This is a genomic window from Shinella sp. (assembly GCF_052438155.1).
Lineage (GTDB): Bacteria > Pseudomonadota > Alphaproteobacteria > Rhizobiales > Rhizobiaceae > Shinella.
Map to the genome: position 1 here is coordinate 311,776 of NZ_JBQVPI010000007.1, position 24,292 is coordinate 336,067.

The 24,292-nt window shown below is 62.6% G+C and carries 22 protein-coding genes and 1 pseudogene; 10 read left to right on the top strand and 13 right to left on the bottom strand.

Annotated features, from left to right (window positions below; translation table 11 throughout):
- Position 1: 1 nt before the first annotated feature.
- From rocD to ACT6VE_RS16055, 3 genes are all read left to right on the top strand, one after another.
- The gene (rocD, locus tag ACT6VE_RS16045) at positions 2–1,207 is read left to right on the top strand and encodes an ornithine--oxo-acid transaminase (protein WP_444799541.1); all 1,206 of its coding nucleotides are present in this window, start codon (positions 2–4) and stop codon (positions 1,205–1,207) included.
- A gap of 151 nt (positions 1,208–1,358) precedes the next feature.
- On the top strand, positions 1,359–1,835 hold the full coding sequence (locus ACT6VE_RS16050) for a chemotaxis protein CheW (protein WP_069060875.1): 477 nt from the start codon (positions 1,359–1,361) through the stop codon (positions 1,833–1,835).
- Positions 1,836–2,220: 385 nt separating this feature from the next.
- The gene (locus ACT6VE_RS16055; RefSeq protein WP_444799542.1) at positions 2,221–3,987 is read left to right on the top strand and encodes a methyl-accepting chemotaxis protein; all 1,767 of its coding nucleotides are present in this window, start codon (positions 2,221–2,223) and stop codon (positions 3,985–3,987) included.
- A 66-nt stretch (positions 3,988–4,053) separates the two neighbouring features.
- On the opposite strand, the gene ACT6VE_RS16060 is transcribed toward ACT6VE_RS16055, so the two are convergent.
- The 7 genes from ACT6VE_RS16060 to ACT6VE_RS16090 all read right to left on the bottom strand — a co-directional run bounded on the left by ACT6VE_RS16060 (position 4,054) and on the right by ACT6VE_RS16090 (position 11,431).
- On the bottom strand, positions 4,054–4,323 hold the full coding sequence (locus tag ACT6VE_RS16060; RefSeq protein WP_444799543.1) for a formate dehydrogenase subunit delta: 270 nt from the start codon (positions 4,321–4,323) through the stop codon (positions 4,054–4,056).
- Between the two features lie 9 nt (positions 4,324–4,332).
- Positions 4,333–5,166, bottom strand: a complete 834-nt coding sequence (gene fdhD / locus ACT6VE_RS16065; protein WP_444799544.1) for a formate dehydrogenase accessory sulfurtransferase FdhD — start codon at positions 5,164–5,166, stop codon at positions 4,333–4,335.
- 8 nt (positions 5,167–5,174) lie between these two features.
- Positions 5,175–8,054: a formate dehydrogenase subunit alpha gene (gene fdhF / locus ACT6VE_RS16070; RefSeq protein ID WP_444799545.1), complete on the bottom strand. Its 2,880-nt coding sequence runs from the start codon at positions 8,052–8,054 to the stop codon at positions 5,175–5,177.
- A gap of 57 nt (positions 8,055–8,111) precedes the next feature.
- Positions 8,112–8,327: a DUF4287 domain-containing protein gene (locus ACT6VE_RS16075; RefSeq protein WP_069060880.1), complete on the bottom strand. Its 216-nt coding sequence runs from the start codon at positions 8,325–8,327 to the stop codon at positions 8,112–8,114.
- On the bottom strand, positions 8,324–9,880 hold the full coding sequence (locus tag ACT6VE_RS16080) for a formate dehydrogenase beta subunit (protein WP_444799546.1): 1,557 nt from the start codon (positions 9,878–9,880) through the stop codon (positions 8,324–8,326). The genes ACT6VE_RS16075 and ACT6VE_RS16080 overlap by 4 nt, the downstream gene beginning before the upstream one ends.
- Complete coding sequence (locus tag ACT6VE_RS16085) at positions 9,877–10,353, bottom strand: formate dehydrogenase subunit gamma (protein WP_444799547.1); 477 nt, start codon at positions 10,351–10,353, stop codon at positions 9,877–9,879. The genes ACT6VE_RS16080 and ACT6VE_RS16085 overlap by 4 nt, the downstream gene beginning before the upstream one ends.
- Positions 10,354–10,537: 184 nt before the next feature.
- On the bottom strand, positions 10,538–11,431 hold the full coding sequence (locus ACT6VE_RS16090) for a LysR family transcriptional regulator (RefSeq protein WP_444799548.1): 894 nt from the start codon (positions 11,429–11,431) through the stop codon (positions 10,538–10,540).
- A 102-nt stretch (positions 11,432–11,533) separates the two neighbouring features.
- Between ACT6VE_RS16090 and acuI the strand changes: the two genes are divergently transcribed.
- Positions 11,534–12,529, top strand: coding sequence for an acrylyl-CoA reductase (NADPH) (gene acuI, locus ACT6VE_RS16095; RefSeq protein WP_444799549.1), 996 nt, complete (start codon positions 11,534–11,536; stop codon positions 12,527–12,529).
- A gap of 24 nt (positions 12,530–12,553) precedes the next feature.
- Here acuI and pncB read toward each other — a convergent pair whose 3' ends face one another.
- The 6 genes from pncB to ACT6VE_RS16125 all read right to left on the bottom strand — a co-directional run bounded on the left by pncB (position 12,554) and on the right by ACT6VE_RS16125 (position 18,258).
- Positions 12,554–13,858, bottom strand: a complete 1,305-nt coding sequence (gene pncB, locus ACT6VE_RS16100; protein WP_444799550.1) for a nicotinate phosphoribosyltransferase — start codon at positions 13,856–13,858, stop codon at positions 12,554–12,556.
- Between the two features lie 85 nt (positions 13,859–13,943).
- A complete protein-coding gene (locus ACT6VE_RS16105) occupies positions 13,944–15,116 on the bottom strand; it encodes a glycoside hydrolase family 19 protein (protein ID WP_444799551.1) in 1,173 nt (390 codons plus the stop codon).
- A 205-nt stretch (positions 15,117–15,321) separates the two neighbouring features.
- Positions 15,322–15,585 carry a cell division topological specificity factor MinE gene (gene minE / locus ACT6VE_RS16110; RefSeq protein ID WP_444799552.1) on the bottom strand — a complete coding sequence of 88 codons (264 nt, stop codon included), beginning with the start codon at positions 15,583–15,585 and terminating at the stop codon, positions 15,322–15,324.
- A complete protein-coding gene (gene minD / locus ACT6VE_RS16115; RefSeq protein ID WP_444799553.1) occupies positions 15,582–16,397 on the bottom strand; it encodes a septum site-determining protein MinD in 816 nt (271 codons plus the stop codon). The genes minE and minD overlap by 4 nt, the downstream gene beginning before the upstream one ends.
- 32 nt (positions 16,398–16,429) lie before the next feature.
- A complete protein-coding gene (minC, locus tag ACT6VE_RS16120) occupies positions 16,430–17,185 on the bottom strand; it encodes a septum site-determining protein MinC (protein WP_444799554.1) in 756 nt (251 codons plus the stop codon).
- A 302-nt stretch (positions 17,186–17,487) separates the two neighbouring features.
- A complete protein-coding gene (locus ACT6VE_RS16125) occupies positions 17,488–18,258 on the bottom strand; it encodes an SDR family NAD(P)-dependent oxidoreductase (RefSeq protein WP_444799555.1) in 771 nt (256 codons plus the stop codon).
- A 148-nt stretch (positions 18,259–18,406) separates the two neighbouring features.
- Here ACT6VE_RS16125 and ACT6VE_RS16130 point away from each other — a divergent pair, with 148 nt between their 5' ends.
- The 6 genes and pseudogenes from ACT6VE_RS16130 to ACT6VE_RS16155 form a co-directional block, all read left to right on the top strand.
- On the top strand, positions 18,407–19,177 hold the full coding sequence (locus ACT6VE_RS16130; protein WP_444799556.1) for a DeoR/GlpR family DNA-binding transcription regulator: 771 nt from the start codon (positions 18,407–18,409) through the stop codon (positions 19,175–19,177).
- Positions 19,178–19,291: 114 nt separating this feature from the next.
- Positions 19,292–20,809 carry a glycerol-3-phosphate dehydrogenase gene (glpD, locus tag ACT6VE_RS16135; protein ID WP_444799557.1) on the top strand — a complete coding sequence of 506 codons (1,518 nt, stop codon included), beginning with the start codon at positions 19,292–19,294 and terminating at the stop codon, positions 20,807–20,809.
- A 44-nt stretch (positions 20,810–20,853) separates the two neighbouring features.
- Positions 20,854–21,936: an ABC transporter ATP-binding protein gene (locus ACT6VE_RS16140; RefSeq protein ID WP_444799558.1), complete on the top strand. Its 1,083-nt coding sequence runs from the start codon at positions 20,854–20,856 to the stop codon at positions 21,934–21,936.
- Positions 21,937–21,946: 10 nt separating this feature from the next.
- A complete protein-coding gene (locus ACT6VE_RS16145; protein ID WP_444799559.1) occupies positions 21,947–23,017 on the top strand; it encodes an ABC transporter ATP-binding protein in 1,071 nt (356 codons plus the stop codon).
- Between the two features lie 2 nt (positions 23,018–23,019).
- Positions 23,020–23,886: a carbohydrate ABC transporter permease gene (locus tag ACT6VE_RS16150; RefSeq protein WP_444799560.1), complete on the top strand. Its 867-nt coding sequence runs from the start codon at positions 23,020–23,022 to the stop codon at positions 23,884–23,886.
- An 11-nt stretch (positions 23,887–23,897) separates the two neighbouring features.
- Positions 23,898–24,292: pseudogene (locus ACT6VE_RS16155) on the top strand (hypothetical protein); the annotation flags it as partial.

Below are 24,292 nucleotides of genomic sequence, written 5' to 3' on the forward strand. Positions count from 1 at the left end.
TATGACGCCGTCGACTGCAAGCCTGATCGAAACCGAGTACCGCCTTGGCGCTCATAATTACAAGCCGCTCGACGTGGTGCTGTCGCGCGGGGAGGGCGTCCATGTCTGGGATATCGACGGCAACCGTTATCTCGACTGCCTTTCGGCCTATTCGGCGGTCAACCAGGGACATTGCCACCCGAAGATTCTTGCAGCGATGGTCGAGCAGGCGCAAAAGCTGACGCTCACCTCGCGGGCCTTCCGCAACGACCAGCTCGCACATTTCTACGAGGAGATCGCGGCGCTCACCGGTTCGCACAAGGTGCTGCCGATGAATTCCGGCGCGGAGGCGGTCGAGACCGCAGTCAAGGCCGTGCGCAAGTGGGGCTACGAAGTGAAGGGCGTGCCGGAGGGGCAGGCCGAGATCATCGTCTGCGCCAACAATTTCCATGGCCGCACCATGGGCATCGTCGGTTTCTCGACGGATCCTGATGCGCGGACCGGCTTTGGTCCCTTCGCGCCGGGCTTTCGCCATGTGCCGTTCGGTGATCTCGAAGCTTTCCGCGATGCGATCAACGAAAATACGGTTGCCTTCCTCATCGAGCCGATCCAGGGCGAGGCGGGTGTGCTGATCCCGCCGACCGGCTATTTTTCGTCCGTGCGTGAACTTTGCACCCAACATGGCATCACGCTGATCCTCGACGAGATCCAGACCGGCCTTGGCCGCACGGGGAAACTGCTCGCCGAAGAGCATGAGGGTATCGAGGCGGATATGACGCTGGTCGGCAAGGCGCTGTCCGGCGGCTTCTATCCGGTCTCGGCGGTGCTTTCGAACAGCGAAGTGCTGGGTGTGCTGAAGCCGGGCCAGCACGGCTCGACCTTCGGCGGCAACCCGCTTGCCTGCGCCATTGCGCGCGCCGCCCTGAAGGTGCTGGTCGAGGAGGACATGATCGGCAACTCCCAGCGCATGGGCGACCGTTTCCAGGACGGCCTCAAGGGCATCCGCTCCAACATCATCAAGGACGTGCGCGGCCGTGGCCTGATGCTGGCCGTGGAACTCGACCCGGCCGCTGGCGGCGCTCGGAAATATTGTGAAGCGCTGAAGGAGCGCGGCATCCTCGCCAAGGACACGCATGGCGACACGATCCGCATCGCACCGCCGCTCGTCATCACTGGCGATCAGGTGGACTGGGCGCTCGAACAGTTCGAGGCTGTGCTGCGGACCTGATGTTTGCAGAGGCTGGAAAAAATGGGGGGCTCCGCGGCGATGCGGGGCCTTCTTTCGTTCGGGGCGTAACAATCGTTCGGGCGTTTGAAAGATTTTAACCAGGGCGTGCATAGGATTGGGGCACGACGCAGTTCAACCTGGAAAGATCCCGATGACCTCCATCAATACGGCCAGCTTTGCCGGCGACACGCTCGAAATCATCGCATTCCGTCTGCACGATCAGGAATTCTGCGTGAAGACGACGACGATTCGCGAAATCCGCGGCTGGGCGCCGTCCACGCCGATCCCGCATTCGCCGCCGGACGTCATCGGCGTGATGAACCTGCGCGGCACCGTGATCCCGATCATCGACCTTGCCCACAAGCTCGGCATGAAGAGCACGGAAGCCAACGAGCGCAGCGCCATCGTGGTGGCCGAAGTGCACAGCATGGTCGTCGGCCTCGTCGTCGACCGGGTTTCCGACATTCTCACCATCCGCAGCGAGCAGCTCCAGCCCGTGCCGGAAGTGACGACCTCCTTCGACAAGGCTTATGCCGAAGGCATCATCGCTCATGAGAACGGCATGATCTGCTTCCTCAATCTGTCGCGTATGTTCAAGGAACGCGACATGGAAGACATGGCGGCCTGATCGCCTCATCCCATTCGATCAAACATAAAACCGTCGTGCCTGCGCACGGCGGTTTTTTTGTTGCTAGACGTTGTCGCAACTTTTGGGAGAATTAGCATATGGAAGAAGAACAGCCTCCCTCACGTTACGTCAGTACTAATCCCCCGGGTGTTTATGTAAGCTATTGTTATGTAAGTGATCTAAAATATCACCCTTTGATTTTCATCAATTATTAAGGCTACCGCTCCATCTTTGATTGTAGATGCGTAATTCGGCGGCGGGGAAAACCTCCCGCAAAGATTGAATTCCCGAGAGTAGAAACATGGTCCGCGCCACGGACCGTGTCTCACCGCCAACAACCGACGATCGCCACGCGGTCCGTGGCTGTCACACAAAGGGACAGGTCATGCTTTCATTCGCGAAATCCTTGGACGCGGGCCATATCATCGACGCGCTGTCGCGCTCGCAGGCCGTGATCCAGTTCGATCTCAACGGCAATATTCTCACCGCCAACGAAAACTTCTGCCGGGCGCTCGGCTACGACCTGAAGGACATCGTCGGCAAGCATCACCGCATCTTCTGCGAAGCGGCCTATGTGGCGAGCGAGGAATACCGGCAATTCTGGGCGCGCCTCGGGCGCGGCGAATATGATTCCTCCAGCTACAAGCGCCTGCGCAAGGATGGCGGCGAAATCTGGATCCAGGCTTCGTACAATCCGATCTTTCGTCGCGGCAAGGCCTACAAGGTCGTCAAGTTTGCCACCGACATCACCGAGGTGAAGATGCGGGCGGCGGAGGATGCCAGCAAGCTCGACGCGATCTCCCGTTCTCAGGCCGTGATCGAGTTCACACCGACCGGCGAAATCCTGAATGCCAACGAGAATTTCTGCGCCGGGCTCGGTTACGATCTCTCGGAAATTCGCGGCAAGCACCACCGCATGTTCTGTGATCCCGCCTATGTGCAGACGCAGGCCTATGCGGATTTCTGGAAGAACCTGGCTGCCGGGCAATTCATCTCCAACGAATTCGTGCGCTACGGCAAGGGCGGACGGGAAATCTGGATCCAGGCCGCCTATAATCCGATCCGCGACCTGAGCGGCCGGGTCTTCAAGGTGGTCAAGTTCGCGACTGATGTCACCGAGCGCATGTCGGCGATCAATGCGCTTGGCGGCGCGCTGAAGGCGCTGTCGGAAGGCGACCTCACGCAAAACCTTGCCACGCCCTTCGTACCCTCGATGGAAGCCGTGCGCAGGGACTTCAACGAAGCGGTCGCCGGCCTGCATGAGACCATGCGGACAGTCGAAACCAACGCCAACGCCATCGCGTCCGGCGCGCAGGAAATTCGCTCGGCGGCGGACGACCTTGCCAAGCGCACCGAACAGCAGGCCGCCTCCGTGGAAGAGACCGCGGCGGCGCTCGACGAGATCACCACGACGGTTGCCGATTCGAGCCGGCGGGCCGACGAGGCCGGATCGCTGGTCACCAAGACCCGGGTGGGCGCGGAAAAATCCGGCGAGGTCGTCAAGAAGGCGATCGGCGCGATGGGGCAGATCGAGCAGTCCTCACGCGAAATCTCCAACATTATCGGCGTCATCGACGACATCGCCTTCCAGACCAATCTGCTGGCATTGAATGCCGGCGTCGAAGCTGCCCGGGCAGGGGAGGCCGGCAAGGGCTTTGCCGTGGTGGCGCAGGAAGTGCGGGAACTTGCCCAGCGTTCAGCAAGTGCGGCGAAAGATATCAAGGCGCTGATCACCACGTCGGGCGAGCAGGTGAAAAGCGGTGTCGCACTCGTCGACGAGACCGGGCGGGCCTTGCAGGAGATCCTCGGCCAAGTGCACGACGTGCACACCAACGTGGCGGCGATCGTCGTGGCCTCGCGGGAGCAATCCACCGGCCTCCGCGAGATCAACCAGTCGGTCAACTCGATGGATCAGGCGACACAGCAGAATGCAGCGATGGTCGAGGAAAGCACGGCGGCAAGCCACGCCATGGCACGCGAGGCGGATGCACTGCATGGGCTCATCCGGCGGTTCAAACTTGCCGGTAATGCACAGCCGATGCATCGAGCCTCAGCGCCGGCACCTGTAACACAGCTTCATGCCGTGGCGCGCACCATGCGGGCGTCGCGTGGCTCCACGGCGTCGGCAGCGGAGAACTGGGAAGAGTTCTAAGCGCAAGCCGCGGCATGAAAAAACGGCCGGCAGCAATGCCGGCCGTTGGCATTTTTAAGGGGGGCGTCAGTGTGCTGCCGGCGCGCTGTTTGCCAAAGCGGGTGGCACTTCCGCAGGTGGCGGACGCCGGATCAGTGGCACGGCCTGCAGGACGAGACTATCGAGGCCTTCGCCGCCATGGTTGTCGACGATATCGAAAAGCTGCCGGCGCATGCGGGGCTCCCAGAACTTGTTGATGTGGGTCGCCACGCCGTTCGGCCCCTCGCTTGCGGGCTGCGAGTGGAAGAAGGTGGCGATCTGGTTCGCCATCCTGACGAGCTTGTTGCCTTCCGACATGCTTATCTCCTAAGCGTTACCCAGGCGCCGCCCGGCGCCGGACACGATGCGTTCCGCACCGGTGAAAATCTCGAATTCCTCGCCGCGCACCAGCGCGATCAACGTCATGCCGGCATCTTCAGCCGTGCGGATGGCGAGCGCCGTCGGCGCGGAAATGGCGATGATGAAGGGGCTGCCGACGATCGCCGTCTTCTGCACCATCTCGACGGAGACGCGGCTCGTCACGACGACGGCGCCGGTGCTGCCGGCATGGCCGGCGCGTCGTGCGGCGCCGACGAGCTTGTCGAGCGCATTGTGCCGGCCGACATCCTCGCGCACCGCAATCAGGCCGGTGCCGGGCACGAAGAACCCTGCGCCATGCACGGCGCGCGTCACCATATGCAGCGGCTGCTGGCCGTTCAACAGGCGCACGGCCTCGGCCACTTCATCCTCGCTGAGCGTAAGTGTTGACGCACGCACGGATGGCGTCACGCGAACCGCCTGCTCGATCGATTCGATGCCGCACAGGCCGCAGCCGACAGGGCCTGCCATGTGGCGGCGACGGGCCGTCAGTGCATCGTTCTGCACATCGGCAAGCCGGATCTGTACATCGATGCCCTTGTCCTCCGCCATCACCTCGATGGTTTCGATCTCACCGGGATCGGCAATAATGCCTTCCGTCAGGCTGAAGCCGACCGCAAAGTCCTCGAGATCGGCGGGTGTCGCCATCATCACGGCATGGGTGGAACCGAGATAGGAGAAGGCGACCGGGGTTTCCTCCGGCACAAAACGCTCGCCCTCGACAAGCCGCCCGTTGCGGCGGGCGATCTCGGAAACCTTGGTCGTGGTGGAAAATTCCGGCACGCGCGTTCCTATTCTGCCGCCTCCAGCTTGCCGGCGATCCGGCGGGACCGGCGGGCCAGCTCGTCATATTCGATCTGCCAGTCGGACGGGCCGTTCGACGGCGAGATCTGCACGGCCGTCACCTTATACTCCGGACAGTTCGTCGCCCAGTCGGAGAAATCGGTGGTGATAACGTTGGCCTGCGTCGTCGGGTGATGGAAGGTCGTGTAGACGACGCCGGTCGCCACACGGTCGGTTACCAGGGCGCGCAGCGTCGTCTCGCCGGCGCGGCTGGCGAGACGTACCCAGTCGCCATCGCGGATGCCGCGGTTTTCGGCGTCGTGCGGGTGGATTTCCAGCCGGTCTTCCTCGTGCCAGACGACATTTTCCGTGCGGCGCGTCTGCGCGCCGACATTGTACTGGCTGAGCACGCGGCCGGTGGTGAGCAGCAACGGGAAGCGCGGCCCGGTCTTTTCGTCGGTTGCGACATATTCCGTTCGTATGAACTTACCCTTGCCGCGCACGAAGCCGTTGATGTGCATGATCGGCGACCCTTGCGGGTTCTTCTCGTTGCACGGCCACTGAACCGAGCCCATCTTGTCCAGATAGTCGTAGGAGACGAGGGCGAAGCTCGGCGTCGTCGCGGCGATCTCGTCCATGATCTCGGACGGATGGGTATAATTCCAGTTGAGGCCCATTGCCTGGGCGAGGTTCTGCGTGACTTCCCAGTCGGCATAGCCGTTCTTCGGCGTCATCACGCGGCGAACGCGGTTGATGCGGCGCTCGGCATTGGTGAAGGTGCCGTCCTTCTCCAGGAAGGTCGAGCCCGGCAGGAAGACATGGGCGTAGTTCGCTGTCTCGTTGAGGAAGAGGTCCTGCACGACGACGCATTCCATGGCGGCGAGACCGGCGGAGACGTGCTTGGTGTCCGGATCGGACTGGAGGATGTCCTCGCCCTGGATGTAGAGGCCCTTGAACGTGCCCTCGACGGCGGCGTCCAGCATGTTGGGGATGCGCAGGCCCGGTTCGTTGTTGAGCTTCACGCCCCAGAGCTTTTCGAAGATCTCGCGGGTCGCATCGTCGGAGATATGGCGGTAACCCGGCAGTTCGTGCGGGAAGGAGCCCATGTCGCACGAGCCCTGCACGTTGTTCTGACCGCGCAGCGGGTTCACGCCGACGCCCTCACGGCCGATATTGCCGGTTGCCATGGCGAGGTTGGCGATGGCAATGACCGTCGTCGAGCCCTGGCTGTGCTCGGTGACGCCAAGACCGTAATAGATCGAGCCGTTGCCGCCGGTGGCGAAAAGCCGTGCAGCACCACGCAGCGCTTCCGGCTCCACGCCGGTGAACTGCTCGATCGCCTCGGGGCTGTGCCGGGGCTCGGCGACGAAGGCCGCCCAGTCCTCGAATTCCGACCAGTCGCAGCGCTCGCGAATGAAGCGCTCGTCATAAAGACCTTCCGTCACGATGACATGGGCAAGGGCCGTGACGACGGCGACATTCGTGCCGGGCTTCAGCGGCAGGTGGTAGGAGGCCTTGATGTGCGGCGAGGAGACGAGCTCGATGCGGCGCGGATCGATGACGATGAGTTTTGCGCCCTGGCGCAGGCGCTTTTTCAGACGCGAGGCGAAGACCGGGTGGCCGTCCGTCGGGTTGGCGCCGATGACGATGACGACATCCGTATGCTCGACACTATCGAAATTCTGCGTGCCGGCGGAGGTGCCGAAGGTCTGGCCGAGGCCATAACCGGTCGGCGAATGACAGACGCGGGCGCAGGTATCGACATTGTTGTTGCCGAAGCCGGCGCGGATCAGTTTTTGGACGAGATAGGTCTCTTCGTTCGTACAGCGCGACGAGGTGATGCCGCCGATCGAATCACGGCCATACTGGTACTGGATGCGGCGGAATTCGGCGGCGACATGGGTATAGGCCTCGTCCCAGCTCACTTCGCGCCACGGATCCGAGATCTTTTCGCGGATCATCGGATTGAGAATGCGATCCTTGTGGGTCGAATAGCCATAGGCGAAGCGGCCCTTGACGCAGGAATGGCCGCGATTGGCCTGGCCATCTTTCCATGGCACCATGCGGACCAGTTCTTCGCCGCGCATCTCAGCCTTGAAGGAACAGCCGACACCGCAATAGGCGCAGGTGGTGACGACGGAATGTTCCGGCTGGCCGATTTCGATGACGGATTTTTCAGTGAGCGTTGCCGTCGGGCAGGCCTGCACGCAGGCACCGCAGGACACGCATTCCGAATCGACAAAATGTTCGTGCATGCCGGGAGACACGCGGCTGCCGAAGCCGCGGCCCTCGATGGTCAGCGCGAAGGTGCCCTGCACCTCTTCGCAGGCGCGCACGCAGCGCGAACAGACGATGCATTTCGACGGATCGTAGGTGAAATAGGGGTTCGATTCGTCCTTCGGCATCCACTTGGCGTTCATCTCGCCGCTATTGCGCGCCTTGACGTGGTTATCGCCCTCATAGCCATAGCGCACGTCGCGCAGGCCCACAGCACCGGCCATGTCCTGCAATTCGCAGTCGCCGTTCGCGGCACAGGTGAGACAGTCGAGCGGGTGGTCGGAGATATAGAGCTCCATCACGCCCTTGCGGATGTCCTTCAACCGGTTTGTCTGGGTATGGACGACAAGGCCGGGCGCGACGGGCGTCGTACAGGAGGAGGGCGTGCCGTTGCGGCCGTCGATCTCGACGAGACAGAGGCGGCAGGAGCCGAAGGCGTCCACCATGTCGGTGGCGCAGAGTTTTGGCACCTTGATGCCGGCCTCCATCGAGGCGCGCATGATGGACGTGCCTTCCGGAACGGTGATCTGGTTCCCGTCGATGGTGAGCGTAACCATCTTTTCCGCGCGAGAGGCGGGCGTGCCGTAGTCGATTTCGGGGACGAGGGACATGGGAACCTCCAGTCAATTCTTGCGCCACGAAAGGGGTTCGGGCGGCTTGGGTTGTTTCTACGACGTCTTCTCGGCGAGGGTTGCCGCAACCAGCGCATTGGCATGGCCATGGCCGAGACCGTGCGTTTCCTTGAGGAGCGCCACGATCTGCATATGTGCCTTGCCGTCCTGCGCGCGAACGATCGCTTTCCAGTGCTCGATCGGCTGGCCGTATTTCTTCTCGATGGCCGGGAAGTAGGAGGCCGGGCCTTTGACCTTTTCCGTCTCGCTCATTCCGCAGCCTCCACCAGGGGGGCCGGCGAAAAGTCTTCCGGGAAATGGGTCATGGCGCTCATCACCGGATAGGGTGTGAAACCGCCCAGCGCACAGAGCGAGCCGAACTTCATCGTGTTGCAGAGATCGGCGAGCAGTGCGCGGTTTTTCTCCGGCTCGATGCCCTGGGCAATCTTGTCGGCGGTCTCGACGCCGCGCGTCGAGCCGATGCGACAGGGCGTGCACTTGCCGCAGCTTTCGACCGCGCAGAATTCCATGGCGAAGCGCGCCTGCTTCAGCATATCGACCGTTTCGTCGAACACAGTGATGCCGGCATGGCCGATCAGGCCGTCCTTGGCCGCGAAGGCCTCGTAGTCGAACGGCGTGTCGAACAGCGCGCGCGGGAAATAGGCGCCGAGCGGGCCGCCCACCTGCACGGCGCGAACCGGGCGACCGGAGGCGGTGCCGCCACCGATCGTATCGACGATCTCGCCGAGCGTCAGGCCGAAGGCGGTTTCGTAGAGGCCGCCATGTTTGACGTTGCCGGCGATCTGGAGCGGGATCGTGCCGCGCGAGCGGCCCATGCCGAAGTCACGGTAATAGGCGGCACCCTTGTCCATGATGACGGGCACGGAGGCGAGCGAGATAACGTTGTTGACGACCGTCGGGCGGCCCATGAAGCCCTGCAACGCCGGCAGCGGCGGCTTGGCGCGCACGATGCCGCGCTTGCCTTCGAGGCTGTTGAGCAGTGCGGTTTCCTCGCCGCAGACATAGGCGCCCGCGCCGACGCGGATTTCCATGTCGAAGGCTTTTCCCGAGCCAAGCACCGAAGGTCCGAGCAGGCCTGCGGCGCGCGCGACGGTGACGGCTTCGTTCATAACGGCGATGGCGTGCGGATATTCCGAGCGGGTGTAGACGTAGCCCTTGGCGGCACCGGTCGCGAGGCCGGCGATCGCCATGCCCTCGATCAGCACGAAGGGGTCGCCCTCCATGATCATGCGGTCGGCGAAGGTGCCGCTGTCGCCCTCGTCGGCATTGCAGACGATGTATTTTCTGTCGCCCGGTGCGTCGAGCACGGTCTTCCACTTGATGCCCGTCGGGAAGCCTGCGCCGCCGCGACCGCGCAGGCCGCTGTCGGTGACTTCCTTGACGACGTCGGCTGGGGCCATGGCGATGGCCTTTTCCAGGCCCTTCAGGCCGCCATGGGCCTTGTAGTCGTCCAGCGAGACGGGATCGATGACGCCGCAGCGGGCGAAGGTAAGGCGGGTCTGGTTTTTCAGGAACGGAATGTCTTCCGTTCCGCCAAGACAGAGCGCATGGGCTTTGCCTTCAAGGAGGCCGGCATCGAGCAGGGAAGCAAGATCGGATGGCTTTACCGGCCCGTAGGCGATGCGGCCTTCGACGGTCTCGACCTCGACCAGCGGCTCCAGCCAATGCATGCCGCGTGAACCGTTGCGCACGATTTTGATGTCGAGCTTGCGGGTGTCCGCCTCACGGGCCAACGCCTTGGCGACGCGGTCGGCGCCGAGTGCAAGGGCTGCGGCATCGCGGGGAATGTAGATGCGAACGGTCATCGGCGTGCCTCCGCAACAAGTTCCCTGGCAAGGTCCGCATCGACCCGTCCATGCACCTCGCCGTCGAGCATCGCGGCGGGTGCGCAGGAACAGAGCCCGAGACAGTAGATCGGTTCGAGCGTCACGGCGCCATCCAGCGTGGTCTGGTGGAAATCGATGCCGAGCAGCGATTTGACGCGCTCGGCAATTTCGTCCCCGCCCATCGACTGACAGGCCTCGGCGCGACAGAGTTTCAGGACATGTCGTCCGGCCGGGTGGTCGCGATAGTCGTGATAGAAGGTAACGACGCCATGCACTTCGGCGCGCGACAGGTTCAGTTCGGTCGCGATGACCGGCAGGCATTCCTGCGGCACATAGCCGAACTCGGCCTGGATTTCATGCAGGATGGGAAGAAGCGGCCCTTCGAGCCCCTTCAGGTCGCTGACAATTGCCAGCGTTCTCGCTGCGATGTCGCCGGTCACGTGCACATTCATGGTCAGGCCTCCCAACCGACACGAATGAACCGCAAGGATTATACGGGTTCTGGCGTGCCGATGCCATTGAAACTGCTCGGCGAAGACCGGAACCCTGTCGATCCACGCGGACTATTCGAACAGCTTCTCAGTCCGGAGGCGGCGGGTCAATAAAGCAAAGCCGTTGATCGATAGAAAAAAACTATCAATCGATCCCTTTTTCCGCCAGCACACGGGCTTCGTGCAGCAAGGCGGAGACGAGCGGCGTGAAGGGCTCGCGGTGGGTGGCGACGAGACCGACAGTGTGATGCGGTTCAGGGTCGACAAGAGAAACTATACTTATTTCGTCAGGAAATCCAAATGATTTTGCGACATTTCTCGGCATGATGCTGGACCAGCGTCCGGTGCGCACATGGGAGAACAGCACGATCATCGAGTTCGCTTCGAGCGATGGCTCGACTGTAACGCCCGCTTCGGCGAAGTGGCGGTTGATGATGCGACGGTTCTGCATGTCGGCGGTTAATAGGCAAAGCCTAATATTGCCGACCTCCTGCCAGGTCACGGTTTCGCGATCAGCGAAGGCGTTCCCCTTGGCGGTGACAAGGCAATAGTGCTCGTGCAGGAGCGGCACGCTGGTGACGCGGCCGAGCGGCTCGTTTTCCAGATAGGTGAGACCGGCATCGATCTCGAGGTTTTCCAGCAGGCCGAGAATCTTGATCGAAGTCGTGGAGAGGATGGAAAAGGTGACGTCGGGGTGCTTTTCCTGAAACGGCGCGGTGATGTGCGGCACCATGGCAAGCGTCGTGGGGATGGCGGCAAGGCGGATATGGCCGGAAAGGCCCTTTCGCGCGGCGCGCATTTCCTCCCGCATGGTGCGGGTGTCGCCGACGATGCGGCGCGCCCATTCGAGCACACGCTGGCCCTCCGGTGTCAGGCCCTGGAAGCGGGAACCGCGGACGACAAGCATCACGCCGAGCTGCTCCTCCAGCTGGCGGATCGCCGCCGAAAGCGTCGGTTGCGAAATGCCGAGTTCCTCCGCGGCCCGGGCGAAATGCCGTTCGCGGGCGAGCGCTATGAAATATTCGAGCTTGTCTATCATGTGCGAACCGCACCTCCCTGCTCTTGATACAAAGGAACAGTGGCGACACCAATGCCCCGCGCCCTATATCTGGGGCAGCGACAGGATCACGAGGAGGACGCCATGACGTTTCAAGCATTGCTGGTCGAGAAGGGAGCGGATGGCGCGGTCTCCGCAGCCATCCAGGAACTCGACGATTCGCGGCTTCCCGATGGCGATGTCACCGTCGCGGTGGAGTATTCGACGCTCAACTACAAGGACGGGCTCTGCATCAACGGCAAGGGCGGGCTGGTGCGCACGTTTCCGCATGTGCCGGGCGTCGATTTCGCCGGTACCGTCGAAGCCTCGGACGATCCGCGCTATCGCCCCGGTGACCGGGTGGTGCTGACCGGCTGGCGCGTCGGCGAGGTCTGGTGGGGCGGCTATGCGACCCGCGCCCGGGTCAAGGCCGACTGGTTGGTGCCGCTGCCGGACACGCTCTCGACGCGCCAGGCCATGGCGATCGGCACGGCGGGGCTCACCTCGATGCTGTCCGTCATCGCGCTGGAAAAGGCCGGGCTTTCGCCGTTGAAAGGTGATGTGCTGGTGACGGGGGCCGCCGGCGGTGTCGGCTCGGTCGGCGTCGCACTGTTGGCACGGCTTGGTTATTCGGTCGCCGCCGTCACGGGCCGTCCGGAAACGGCGGATTATCTGAAGAGCCTCGGCGCGGAGACGATTGTCGGCCGTAACGAATTGTCGGAGGCAAGCAGCAAACCGCTCGAATCCGAGCGCTGGGCCGGTGCGATCGACGCGGTCGGCGGCGAGATGCTGGGGCGCGTGCTGAAGCAGATGAAGTATGATGGCGCCGTCGCCTCCGTCGGCCTTGCGGAGGGGGCTGCCGTGCCGTCCTTTACGGTCATTCCGTTCCTGCTGCGAGGGGTCAGCCTTCTCGGCATCGATTCGGTGATGCGGCCTTACGACCAGCGCGTCGACGCCTGGAACCGCATCGCTTCCGATCTGCCGATGGACAAGCTGGAATCCATGGTGGTCGAGCATCGGCTCTCGGACCTGCCGGAACTGGCCAATTCCATTCTCGACGGCAAGGTCAAGGGGCGCGTCGTCGTCGATGTGCGCGCTTAGGGCAATTCCTGCAGTCCATGCGGCTTAGACCTGCACCGGTCGCGCTTCCTGGTCCGTCACGCCGAAGACGCGCCGGTAGCGTTCGATCTCGGCCGGGTCCCCGGTCGCCTTGGCGGGATTGTCGGAGAGCTTGACCGCCGGCCGGCCATTGGCGCTCGTCACCTTGCAGACCAGCGATATCGGGTCGAGGCCATTGCCGCCGTCAGGGTCGCAGCCGCGAAAATCATTGGTCAGGTTGGTGCCCCAGCCGAAACTCATGCGCACGCGGCCGTGGAAATGCCGGTAGGTTTCCTCGATCGTGTCGATGTCCATGCCGTCGGAAAAGATCAGCAGTTTTTCACGCGGATCGCGGCCCTTCTCCTTCCACCAGCGGATGATCTGTTCGCCGCCGGAAATCGGCGGCGCACTGTCCGGGCGAAAACCGGTCCAGTCCGCAACCCAATCCGGTGCGTTGGCGAGGAAGGCGGTCGTGCCATAGGCGTCGGGGAGCGCGATCAGCAGATTGCCGTTATAGTGCTGCTGCCACGCTTCCAGCACCTGGTAGGGCGCCTGGGCCAGTGCTGCATCGCCGTTGGCGAGTGCTGCGGCAACCATCGGCAGTTCGTGTGCATTCGTGCCGATCGCTTCCAGATCGGCATCCATGGCAAGCAGCACGTTGGACGTGCCGATGAAGCGGCCATCGAGACCTTCCTTGAGGGCTTCCACGCACCAGCGCTGCCAAAGAAAACCGTGCCGCCGCCGCGTGCCGAAATCCGAGATGACGAGATCCGGCAACTGGCGCAGTCGCTCGACCTTTTCCCAGAGCCGGGCCTTGGCGCGGGCATAGAGCACATCGAGCGCAAAGCGGCCCCTGTCGCGCATCGCGGCGCGTGATTTCAGTTCGTTGATGATCGCGAGTGCCGGAATTTCCCACATCGTGGTGTGCGTCCACGGTCCCTCGAAATGCAGCTCGTACTGCCCGTCGATCTTGCGAAGCTCGTAGTCCGGCAAGCGGAATGCCGCCAGCCAGGCGATGAAATCGGGGCCGAACATGCGTGCCTTGCCGTAGAAACTGTTGCCGGCCAGCCAGATCAACTCCTTTTTGGTGAAACGCACACTGCGGGCATGGTCGAGCTGGGCACGCAGTTCGCCCTCGTCGATGATGTCGGCCAGCCGCACGCTCTTCGTGCGGTTGATCAGCGAGAAGGTCGCCTCGACGTCCGGATGCAGCTGCCGGATCATCTGGAGCATCAGCAGTTTGTAGAAATCGGTATCGAGCAGGCTGCGGACGATGGGGTCCAGCCGAAAATTGTGATCATGGGTACGGGTCGCAATATCGGTGACAGCCATGCCGCATAGTCCTCATCATTGACGACGTGAAATATGCGCATTGGGGCGCCGGCAGCAAGTCACCGCGCGCGAGTTGCTGGACGACTCACGCCGTGGCGGTCTCCGGAAGCAGCGCGTCTCCCCTGGTATAGGTGTCCTCGAAACGATCGAACCCATGTGTGCCGCCGTTGACCGCCTTGCGCGCCGCCTTCAGGTTCCCGCTCGAAAGTGCCGCCCGAATGGTATCCTGTTTGTTGAGCAGAAATTGCGCCAGGATGAGTCCGGCCAGCCTGGAATCATTGGCCAATGTCGGTGTCACAATCAGATTGGCGCCGATCTGGGCACCAATCTGATTGTAGTTGTAGCGGCCTGTCAGTTGCACGAAGCCACGACCGCGAAAACGCGCGCCGTCGCCGGGCTGGGTGTTTCCCAAGTCCTTGCCGACGCTCGTGCCGGGTTCGTATTTATCGAACGGAACCGTGTCGGTATTGTATTTGCTGACGAATTCGTTGATGGGCACGAATCCTTCGGTTTCCGCGCGAATGGTCGCCAGCGCCATCAGCACCATTTCCCGGTCGACAAGTCCCTTGTCACGCAGGCCGGCAAGCACGGACGGCAGGTGCGTCTTGATATTGGCGAGCGGTGTCGCCGGGTTGAAAATGCTCTTGACCAGGGTCGGGTTGATGAGGTCGGTGCTGTCGTCATCCGCGGCGGCGGCACCCGTTCCCACCGCCGGAGCGGTTATCATCGATGTGATCGAACCGAGCTTGGTCTTGATGTCGGCCAGGTCTAGTTTGAAGGCGGCCTCCATGACACCAGGGGTCGGAAGCGCCTCGGCTGCGGTCGTTTGGCCGGATACGTTCACGACAACCGTTGACGGTGGCTTTGGCGGGATGCCGCCCGTCACCACGCCTTCGCCGCCGCCCTCGGTGTTGCTACCGGCCGGTTTCGGTGTCGGCAGTCGGGCCACGAAGGCCTCGATGATGTCCGTGCCGGCATAGCCGGCTGCCGCCAGGCCGAGCAGGAGGTCGATGTCTTTGACTGTGATGATTGCAAGCTTGTCCAGACCGAGAAGCAGCGCAGCCGCCACACCCGCAATGAAGCCGATGAACAGGCTGACGACCAGCCTGCTGGCAATGAAGCTATCCTGCTCGTTGGGACCCTTCGCGGCATTTTCGTCGTGAAGTTTCTTGAGGCCGATGACTGTTCGCGCACCCTGGCCGATCAACCCCATGACGCCGCCTAGGAAGACTGCGCCGAGAACCTCTGCAACTGCCATGACCCACCTCCCAATATTAGGAGAGAGTTAACCAGAGATTGCGAAAAAATGCAACCTTTGACTGCAATTCTTCCGTCTTTGGCGACAATGCCTGCGTGAAGGGAAGTGCAGCCGAATAGGGACGGAGATCGTTGCGCGCCGGGACGTGGCGCGCGGTGGGCCGCAGTCAGGCGGCACCCAATGTGATTTCTGGGAAAGGCGGCCCTCAGGCCGCCTTCTTGTTTCCGTTGAACGGGATTTCGATATCGACGGCGAGCGTCGAGACCTTGGCGCCGCGCTCCATCTTGATGCTGACCTTTTCGTCGTCGATCTGCATGTGCTTGGAAATGGCCTTGAGGATCTCGTCGCGCAGCTTGTTGACGAGGTCCGAATCGCCGGTGGAGGCGCGCTCGTGGGCGAGCAGCACCTGCAGCCGCTCACGGGCGGCCGGGGCCGACTGGGTGCGGGAGAAGAAACGGAACAGGTTCATGCCGCTTTCCTTCCGAAGATCTTGCCGAGGAAGCTGCGCTTGTCGCCGGGAATGGTGACCGGCAGGTTTTCGCCCTTGAGGCGGCGCGTCGCCTCGAAATAGGCGAGCGACGGCGCGCAACGGCCGTCGGCGAGCGTCACGGGCGCGCCGACATTCGACGCGCGCAGCACGTCCATGCTTTCCGGGATGATGCCAAGCAGCGGGATCGACAGGATGTCGAGCACGTCGTCGACCTTCAGCATGTCGCCGCGCTCGGCGCGGACGGCGTCGTAGCGTGTAAGCAGCAGGTGCTTTTCGACGCGCTCGCCGTTCTCCGCCTTCAGTGTCTTGGAATCGAGCAGGCCGATGATGCGGTCGGAATCGCGCACGGAAGAGACTTCCGGATTGGTGACGACGATCGCGACATCCGCGTGGCGCATGGCAAGCGTGGCACCGCGTTCGATACCGGCAGGGCTATCGCAGATGACCCAGTCGAACGCGTTCTTCAGGGCGGTGATGACCTGCTCGACACCTTCCGGCGTCAGGTTGTCCTTGTCGCGGGTCTGCGAGGCAGGCAACAGGTAGAGCGTCTCGACGCGCTTGTCGCGGATCAGCGCCTGCGTCAGCTTGGCCTCGCCCTGGATAACGTTGACGATATCATAGACGACGCGGCGTTCGGCGCCCATGACGAGGTCGAGATTGCGCAGGCCGACGTCGAAATCCACGACCACGACCCTATCGCCGCTCTGTGCCAGCGCAGCCCCGAGTGCGGCAGACGACGTCGTCTTGCCGACGCCGCCTTTGCCCGATGTGACCACGATTACCTTGCCCATGGACCTCTCCAGTTCTGTGAATGTGTTTCGGTTCAGCCGAGTGTTGCTGCCTTGATTGTTTCGCCATCGAGCCAGATCTGCACGGGCTTGCCGCGCAGTTCGGGCTCCAGGTCATCGGCGGTCTTGTAGAAGCCGTCGATGGCGATGAGTTCCGCTTCGAGCTTGCGGCAGAAGATGCGCGCCGACGCGTTTCCCGTGGTGCCGGCCATCGCCCGGCCGCGCAGCGGGCCGTAGACATGGATCGAGCCGCCGGCGACGATTTCCGCGCCCGATGCGACCGAGCCGACGATGGTGACGTCGCCTTCGGGGAAGAAAATGGACTGCCCGGAGCGCACCGGCCGGTTCACGACCATCGATGGCATTACGGAGGACTGCGGTGCAGGCACCGGCACCGGCGCCGGGCTGGGCGATGGCCTGGTCTCGGCGCGTTCTCTGCCGTCTACCGGGTCGCTGACGGGCGCTTCGATATCCGCGGCCGGCCGGCCATCGGTCATTGCTGGCGGGAGGTCCGGACCGAGCAGCGCGGAGCGCGCACCCTCAAGACCCATGACGCGCACGTTGCGGGCGCTGAGTTCGCCAACGAGGTCGCGCAGCTGCTGGCGGTCGATATCCAGTCCTTCGACGTCCAGAATCACCGGCCGGCGCAGGAAGAATCCGGCGGAGCGCCGGGCCAGATCGTCAAGCCGTGCCAGCCAGTCCTCGAAGGGAAGCTCCGGGGTCAGGGACAGTGCAAGGAAGGATCGCCCCTTGAGGCGGATAGGCCGTGGCTGTGTTAACACGTCGGTCATCTTGGTTAATTTTCGGTTGCTTCGGTGTATCGAGGAAATGGTTAACAAAAGGTTAATTGCAGGCCTGGCTGGCGCGAGGCATGCCGCTTCGAAACGCGTTGCGAACATACGGCAAACGGCTGGATTTGCGGGCAAAAGCGGCGCGTCGCGACATGTTAATTTTTATAGGAAATTGCGTGCGCGCCGCCGATTTCAAGCGCAGTTAAAGGCGCGTGGCGCAAGCGCGCAACACATCGGGACGAGGATGCGGCCGGTGCTGAATTTCGCGGCGCGAATCGACCTGGCGGCGCGGGGTGAGTCGCTCAGCAGATGAGCTGGCCGCCGTTGACCTCCAGCACCTGGCCGGTGATGTAGCCGGACAGTGCCTCGGAGGCGAGGAAGAGATAGGCGGGGGCGCAGTCTTCCGCCGTGCCGAGGCGCTGCAAGGGGATCGTCTTGCGCGTCGCCTCCAGCTTGTCCGCAGACGAGTAGCGCGCATGGAAGTCGGTCGTGATGGTGCCTGGCGAGACGCAATTGACGCGGATGCCGTCTGGCGCAAGCTCGCGGGCAAGGCCCTTGGAATAGGTGGAGACGAAGGCCTTGGTGGCGGAGTAGATCGCGGAACCGGGGCTGCCGCCGGTGAGCGCGGAGATCGAGACCGTGTTGACGATTGCCGCATTCGGCGCGCGGCGCAGCGACGGCAGCAGGGCGCGCGTCACCTCGACGACGGAGGTCTGGTTGAGACGCACGACGGTGTCGTACTGCTCGTCCGTCAGGTCTGCCGCCGGAAAGCGGCCGACCATGGTGCCGGCATTGTTGATGAGCACGTCGACATGCGGGAAGAGGCTGTCCGCCCGTTGCAGGATCGCGCCGATGCCGCCTTCGACGAGAAAGTCCGAATAGACGATATGGGCGCGGGCTTCCGCAACCGCAGTTTCGAGGAAGTCGGGCAGAGGGCTGGAAGCGGCGCGCCCGCCATGCAGCAGAACATGCGCACCGCAATCGAGAAACTGCCGGGCGATCTCCAGGCCGATGCCGCGTCCCGCGCCCGTGACGACGACATTCGCGCCCTTGAACAAGGCTGGATGAAACATGTGTTGTCCTCCCGGTGCTCGCCGTGGTCTGCTATGCCCGGCCAGTATCACAAAAATATGCCCGCACTCCAAGAAGGAAGAGCGGAACAATTGATGTGCTTTCGTTTTCGCATATTATGAAACCAAACGAAAGCAATGGGAGGAGTTTATGTTTCTGACAGGTCGCCAGGCGGAGATCCTCGATCTCGCGAAGGTCGAGGGCCGCGTGCTCGTGGAGGACCTTGCAGCGCGCTTCTCCGTGACGCCGCAAACCATCCGCAAGGACTTGAATGATCTCTGCGACAGCAAGGCGTTGACGCGCATTCATGGCGGCGCGCTCTTCCCGAGCGGCAACGAGAATGTCAAATACGAGGCGCGCCGCTCGATTGCAGCACCCGAAAAGCAGTCGATCGGCCGCGCCGCCGCCACCATGATCCCCGACAATTCCTCGCTCTTCATCAATATCGGCACCACGACGGAGGCCGTTGGCGAGGCCCTGCTCGACCACAAGGAATTGATGGTCATCACCAACAATATCAACGTCGCCAATCGCTTGCGGGTCTATCCGTCGATCGAGGTGGTGATTGCCGGCGGCGTCGTGCGCGGCGCGGACGGCGGTATCGTCGGTGAGGCGGCTGTCGATTTCATCCGGCAGTTCAAGGTGGATTATGCCGTGATCGGCGTTTCTGCGATCGACGAGGACGGCGCTTTGCTCGACTTTGATTATCGCGAGGTGAAGGTGGCGCAGGCGATCATTGCGAATGCGCGCCATGTCATCCTGGTTTCGGATTCGACGAAATTCGAAAGGACCGCGCCGGTGCGTATCGGCCACCTCTCGCAGGTCCATACCTTCATCACCGACAGCTGTCCTTCAGAGGGCATTCGGGCCATTTGCCAGGAGCACGACGTGCGTCTGGTCGAGACGGCTTCACCGGCTTGACCTGGGGGCGTTCTATTTCTTCTCCCATTCGTTTGACATTCGAAATGTTTTCGTTTTAACTCTTCTTGCTTTCGCAACTGCGCAGAATTGTGCGATGCGAAATGGGAGGGGAACTTGGACGGCAACGTGATCCGCGATATTTTTGTTATCGGTGGCGGCATCAATGGCTGCGGCATTGCGCGCGATGCTGCGGGCCGTGGCTATTCGGTCGTGCTTGCCGAGATGAAGGACTTTGCCTCCGGCACGTCTTCCGCCTCCACCAAGCTCATCCACGGCGGCCTGCGTTATCTCGAACATTATGAATTCCGCCTGGTGCGGGAAGCGCTGATGGAGCGCGAAGTGCTCTGGGCGATGGCGCCGAACGTCATCTGGCCGATGCGCTTCGTGCTGCCGTTCCAGAAGGGCGGGCCGCGCCCGGCCTGGCTCATCCGTCTCGGCCTGTTCCTCTATGACTACATTGGCGGCCGCAAGCTTTTGCCGGCAACCCGCACGGTGGACCTCGCGAAGGATCCGGCCGGTGGCCCACTGAAAAAGCTGTTCCGCAAGGCTTTCGAATATTCGGACGGCTGGGTCGATGATGCGCGCCTCGTGGTGCTGAATGCGCGTGACGCCGCCGATCGCGGCGCGGATGTCCGCACCGGTACCAAGGTTATTACCGCGCGCCGTGAAAACGGCCACTGGAATGTCGAGACGGAAAATGTCGAGACGGGCGCTCGCGAAACATTTCGCGCCCGCATGCTGGTGAATGCGGCGGGCCCCTGGGTCGACAAGGTGCTATCCTCCGCGCTCAGTCGCAACGACGTGCACAATGTCCGCCTCGTGCAGGGCAGCCATATCGTCGTGAAGAGAAAATTCTCCGATCCGCGCGCCTACTTCTTCCAGAACCCGGACGGGCGTATCATGTTCGCCATTCCCTATCAGGAAGAGTTCACGCTGATCGGTACGACCGACCGCGACTATCAGGGCGATCCCCGAGATGTTCGCATCAGTGACGCGGAAATCGGCTATCTTTGCGCTTCGGCGAGCGAATATTTCGCCGAACCTGTGACGCGCGAGGATATCGTCTGGACCTATTCCGGCGTGCGCCCGCTCTACGACGACGGCGCCAGCAAGGCGCAGGAAGCAACGCGTGATTACGTGCTGAAGGTCGAGGGCGGCGATGGCCAGGCGCCGCTGCTCAACATCTTCGGCGGCAAGCTCACCACCTACCGGCGTCTCGCCGAATCGGCGCTGGAGAAGATTTCGGAATCGATCGGCGCGAAGGGCGGCCGTTGGACGGCGCAGTCCCGCCTGCCCGGCGGAGACTTCAAGGTCGATGGTTTCGATGCCGAGGTGAAGGCGCTTTCATCGCGCTTTGCCTTCCTCGCTCCGGCCCATGCCCGTCGGCTTGTCCGGCTTTACGGCACAAGGGCGGCGGTGATGCTGGGCGGCGCGAAGACGATTGATGATCTTGGACGGCATTTTGGCAGCGATCTCTACGAGTGCGAAGTGCGCTGGCTGATGAAGGAAGAATGGGCCCGGCATGCGGAGGACGTGCTGTGGCGGCGGACCAAACGGGGATTGCATCTCTCGGTCGCGGAAGCGGCTGCGCTGGAAGATTACATGGTGGGAGCCCAGGCGGCCCCGCACTAGCAGCGCCCTGATCCGGTGGCTGGGAGGAACATTGGAGACCATGAATGCTTGAACTCAGAAACATCGCAAAGGTGGTGGGGGCGGAGACGCATATCCACCCGACCAACCTCGTGCTCGAGCGCGGCTCGCTCAACGTGCTGCTCGGCCCGACGCTGTCAGGAAAAACCTCGCTGATGCGGCTGATGGCCGGCCTCGACAAGCCGACCGCCGGATCCGTCTGGTTCGACGGCAAGGACGTCACCGGCGTGCGCGTGCAGGAGCGCGGCGTCGCCATGGTCTACCAGCAGTTCATCAACTACCCGGCGCTGACCGTCTACGAGAACATCGCCTCGCCGATGCGCATCAAGGGCGCGGACAAGGCGACCGTCGACCGTGAAGTGCGCAAGGCGGCCGAGCTTTTGAAGCTCACCCCCTATCTCGACCGCACGCCGCTCAATCTTTCCGGCGGCCAGCAGCAGCGCACGGCGCTTGCTCGCGCCATCGTCAAGAATGCCAGCCTCGTCCTGCTCGACGAGCCGCTCGCCAATCTCGACTACAAGCTGCGCGAGGAACTGCGCCTCGAGCTGCCGAAGATTTTTGCCGAATCCGGCGCGATCTTCGTCTATGCGACGACGGAGCCCTCCGAAGCCCTGCTTCTCGGCGGCAATACGGCGACGCTGTCGCAAGGTCGCATCACCCAGTTCGGCCGCACCATAGACGTCTATCGTCGTCCGAACGATCTCGTCACGGCGCGCACCTTCGCCGACCCGCCGCTGAACACCATGCAGGTCCTGAAGAACGGCGCACATTTCGAGGTGGGCGGCAAACCGGTGCTGCCGGTGCCGGCGCATCTTGCCGCACTGCCGGACGGTCCCTGCACCATCGCCTTCCATCCGCATCACCTGGCGTTGACGAGCCGGCATCCGACCTCTGCAAGCCTTCAGGCGCGCACCGCGATCTCGGAAATCGCCGGTTCGGAAAGCTTTATCTACATCGAATTCGAGGGCAGCCGCTGGGTCATGCTCGCGCCGGGTATCCACGACATCGAGCCGGACGCGATCATCACTGTTCATGTCGACACGCGCCACCTGATGGCGTTCGGCACGGACGGCACGGCGATCGCCCAACCGGTCGCCGCGGCGGCCTGAGGAGGAGACCATGGCACGCATCACCCTCGACCACATCCGCCACGCCTACGGCGAAAAGCCGAAGTCGGAAGCGGACTATTCCTTGAAGGAAGTCCATCACGAATGGAACGACGGCGGCGCCTACGCGCTGCTCGGTCCCTCCGGCTGCGGCAAGACCACGCTGCTCAATATCATTTCCGGCCTGCTGCAGCCGTCGGAAGGCCGCATCCTGTTCGACGGCAAGGATGTGACGTATCTGTCGACGCAGCAGCGCAACATCGCGCAGGTCTTCCAGTTCCCGGTCATCTACGACACGATGACGGTCTACGACAATCTGGCCTTTCCGCTGCGAAACCGTGGTGTCGCCGAGCCGGAAGTCGACCGCCGCGTACGCGAAACCCTGGAGATGATCGATCTTTCGAGCTGGGCGAAGAAGACCGCACGTGGCCTCACCGCCGACCAGAAGCAGAAGATCTCGCTCGGTCGCGGCCTCGTGCGCAACGACGTCAACGCCATCCTGTTCGATGAGCCGCTGACCGTCATCGACCCGCACATGAAATGGGTGCTGCGTTCGCAGTTGAAAAAGCTGCACCGTCAGTTCGGCTTCACCATGGTCTATGTCACGCATGACCAGACCGAAGCGCTCACCTTCGCCGATAAGGTCGTCGTCATGTATGACGGCCAGATCGTGCAGATCGGCACGCCGGCCGAGCTTTTCGAGAAGCCGAGCCACACCTTTGTCGGCTACTTCATCGGCTCGCCGGGCATGAACGTGCTGCCGGCGGCAATCGACGGCAGCAGCATCAAGGTTGGTGAGCAGACGCTTGACCTCGGCTACAAGCCGCAGATCGCCGTCGGCGCCAAGACGGAGCTCGGTATCCGCCCGGAATTCATCTCGCTTTCGCGTGACGGCATGCCGGTCTCGATCAACAAGGTCGAGGATATCGGCCGGCAGAAGATCGTGCGCGCCGAATTCGCCGGCAAGCCGATCGCCATCGTCGTGCCGGAGGACGGTGAAATTCCGGCCGATCCGCGCGTGACCTTCGATCCCACCGCCATCAACATCTACGCCGATAGCTGGCGTGTCGGCAGGGAGGGCTGACGATGAACAAGACCTGGAACAACAAGGCCTGGTTCATGGTCCTGCCCGTCCTGCTGCTCGTCGCCTTCTCGGCGGTGATCCCGCTGATGACGGTGGTGAACTATTCGGTTCAGGACACGTTCGGCAACAACCAGTTCTTCTGGAACGGTGTCGGCTGGTTCTCCGATGTGCTGGCATCGGATCGCTTCTGGCAGGCGCTCGGGCGCAACCTGCTGTTCTCCGGCATCATCCTTGCCATCGAGATTCCGCTCGGCATCCTGATTGCGCTCAACATGCCCAAGAAGGGGCTTGGCGTGCCTGTCTGCCTCGTCATGATGGCGCTGCCGCTGCTCATTCCGTGGAACGTCGTCGGCACCATCTGGCAGGTTTTCGGCCGCGTCGATATCGGCCTGCTCGGCCGCACGCTCGATGCGCTCGGCATCAGCTACAACTACGTCAACAATGTCTTCGATGCCTGGATGACGCTCATCGTCATGGACGTCTGGCACTGGACGAGCCTTGTCGTGCTGCTCTGCTATGCCGGTCTCGTCTCGATCCCGGAGGCCTACTACCAGGCCGCCAAGATCGACGGAGCGTCGCGCTGGGCTGTCTTCCGCTACATCCAGCTGCCGAAGATGAAGCGCGTGCTGCTCATCGCCTTCCTGCTGCGCTTCATGGATAGTTTCATGATCTATACCGAACCCTTCGTCATCACCGGCGGCGGCCCCGGTAACTCGACGACCTTCCTGTCGATCGACCTCGTCAAGATGGCGATCGGCCAGTTCGACCTCGGGCCCGCCGCTGCCATGTCCATCATCTACTTCCTGATCATCCTGCTGCTGTCGTGGATCTTCTACACGGTCATGACCAGCAGCGACGACCAGGCGTGAGGGAGGAAACCATGGCCTCACAGGCAACCACCGCAAACACCATCCAGACGAGCGTTGCTAGCAACGCCGGCAGCCAGGCCGGCGCCAACAGCAAGCGCAGCCTGTCCTGGCTGGTGCCGACGCTCTACATCGTCTTCCTGATGCTGCCGATCTACTGGCTGGTCAACATGAGCTTCAAGACGAATGCGGAGATCACCGGGGCGTTCTCGCTCTGGCCGGTCAATCCGACGCTCCGCAACTACACGGTGATCTTCACCGATCCGGCCTGGTATAATGGCTATATCAACTCGATCATCTATGTGGTGTTGAACACGCTGATCTCGGTGTCGGTGGCGCTGCCGGCGGCCTATGCCTTCTCGCGCTACCGGTTCCTCGGCGACAAGCACCTGTTCTTCTGGCTGCTCAC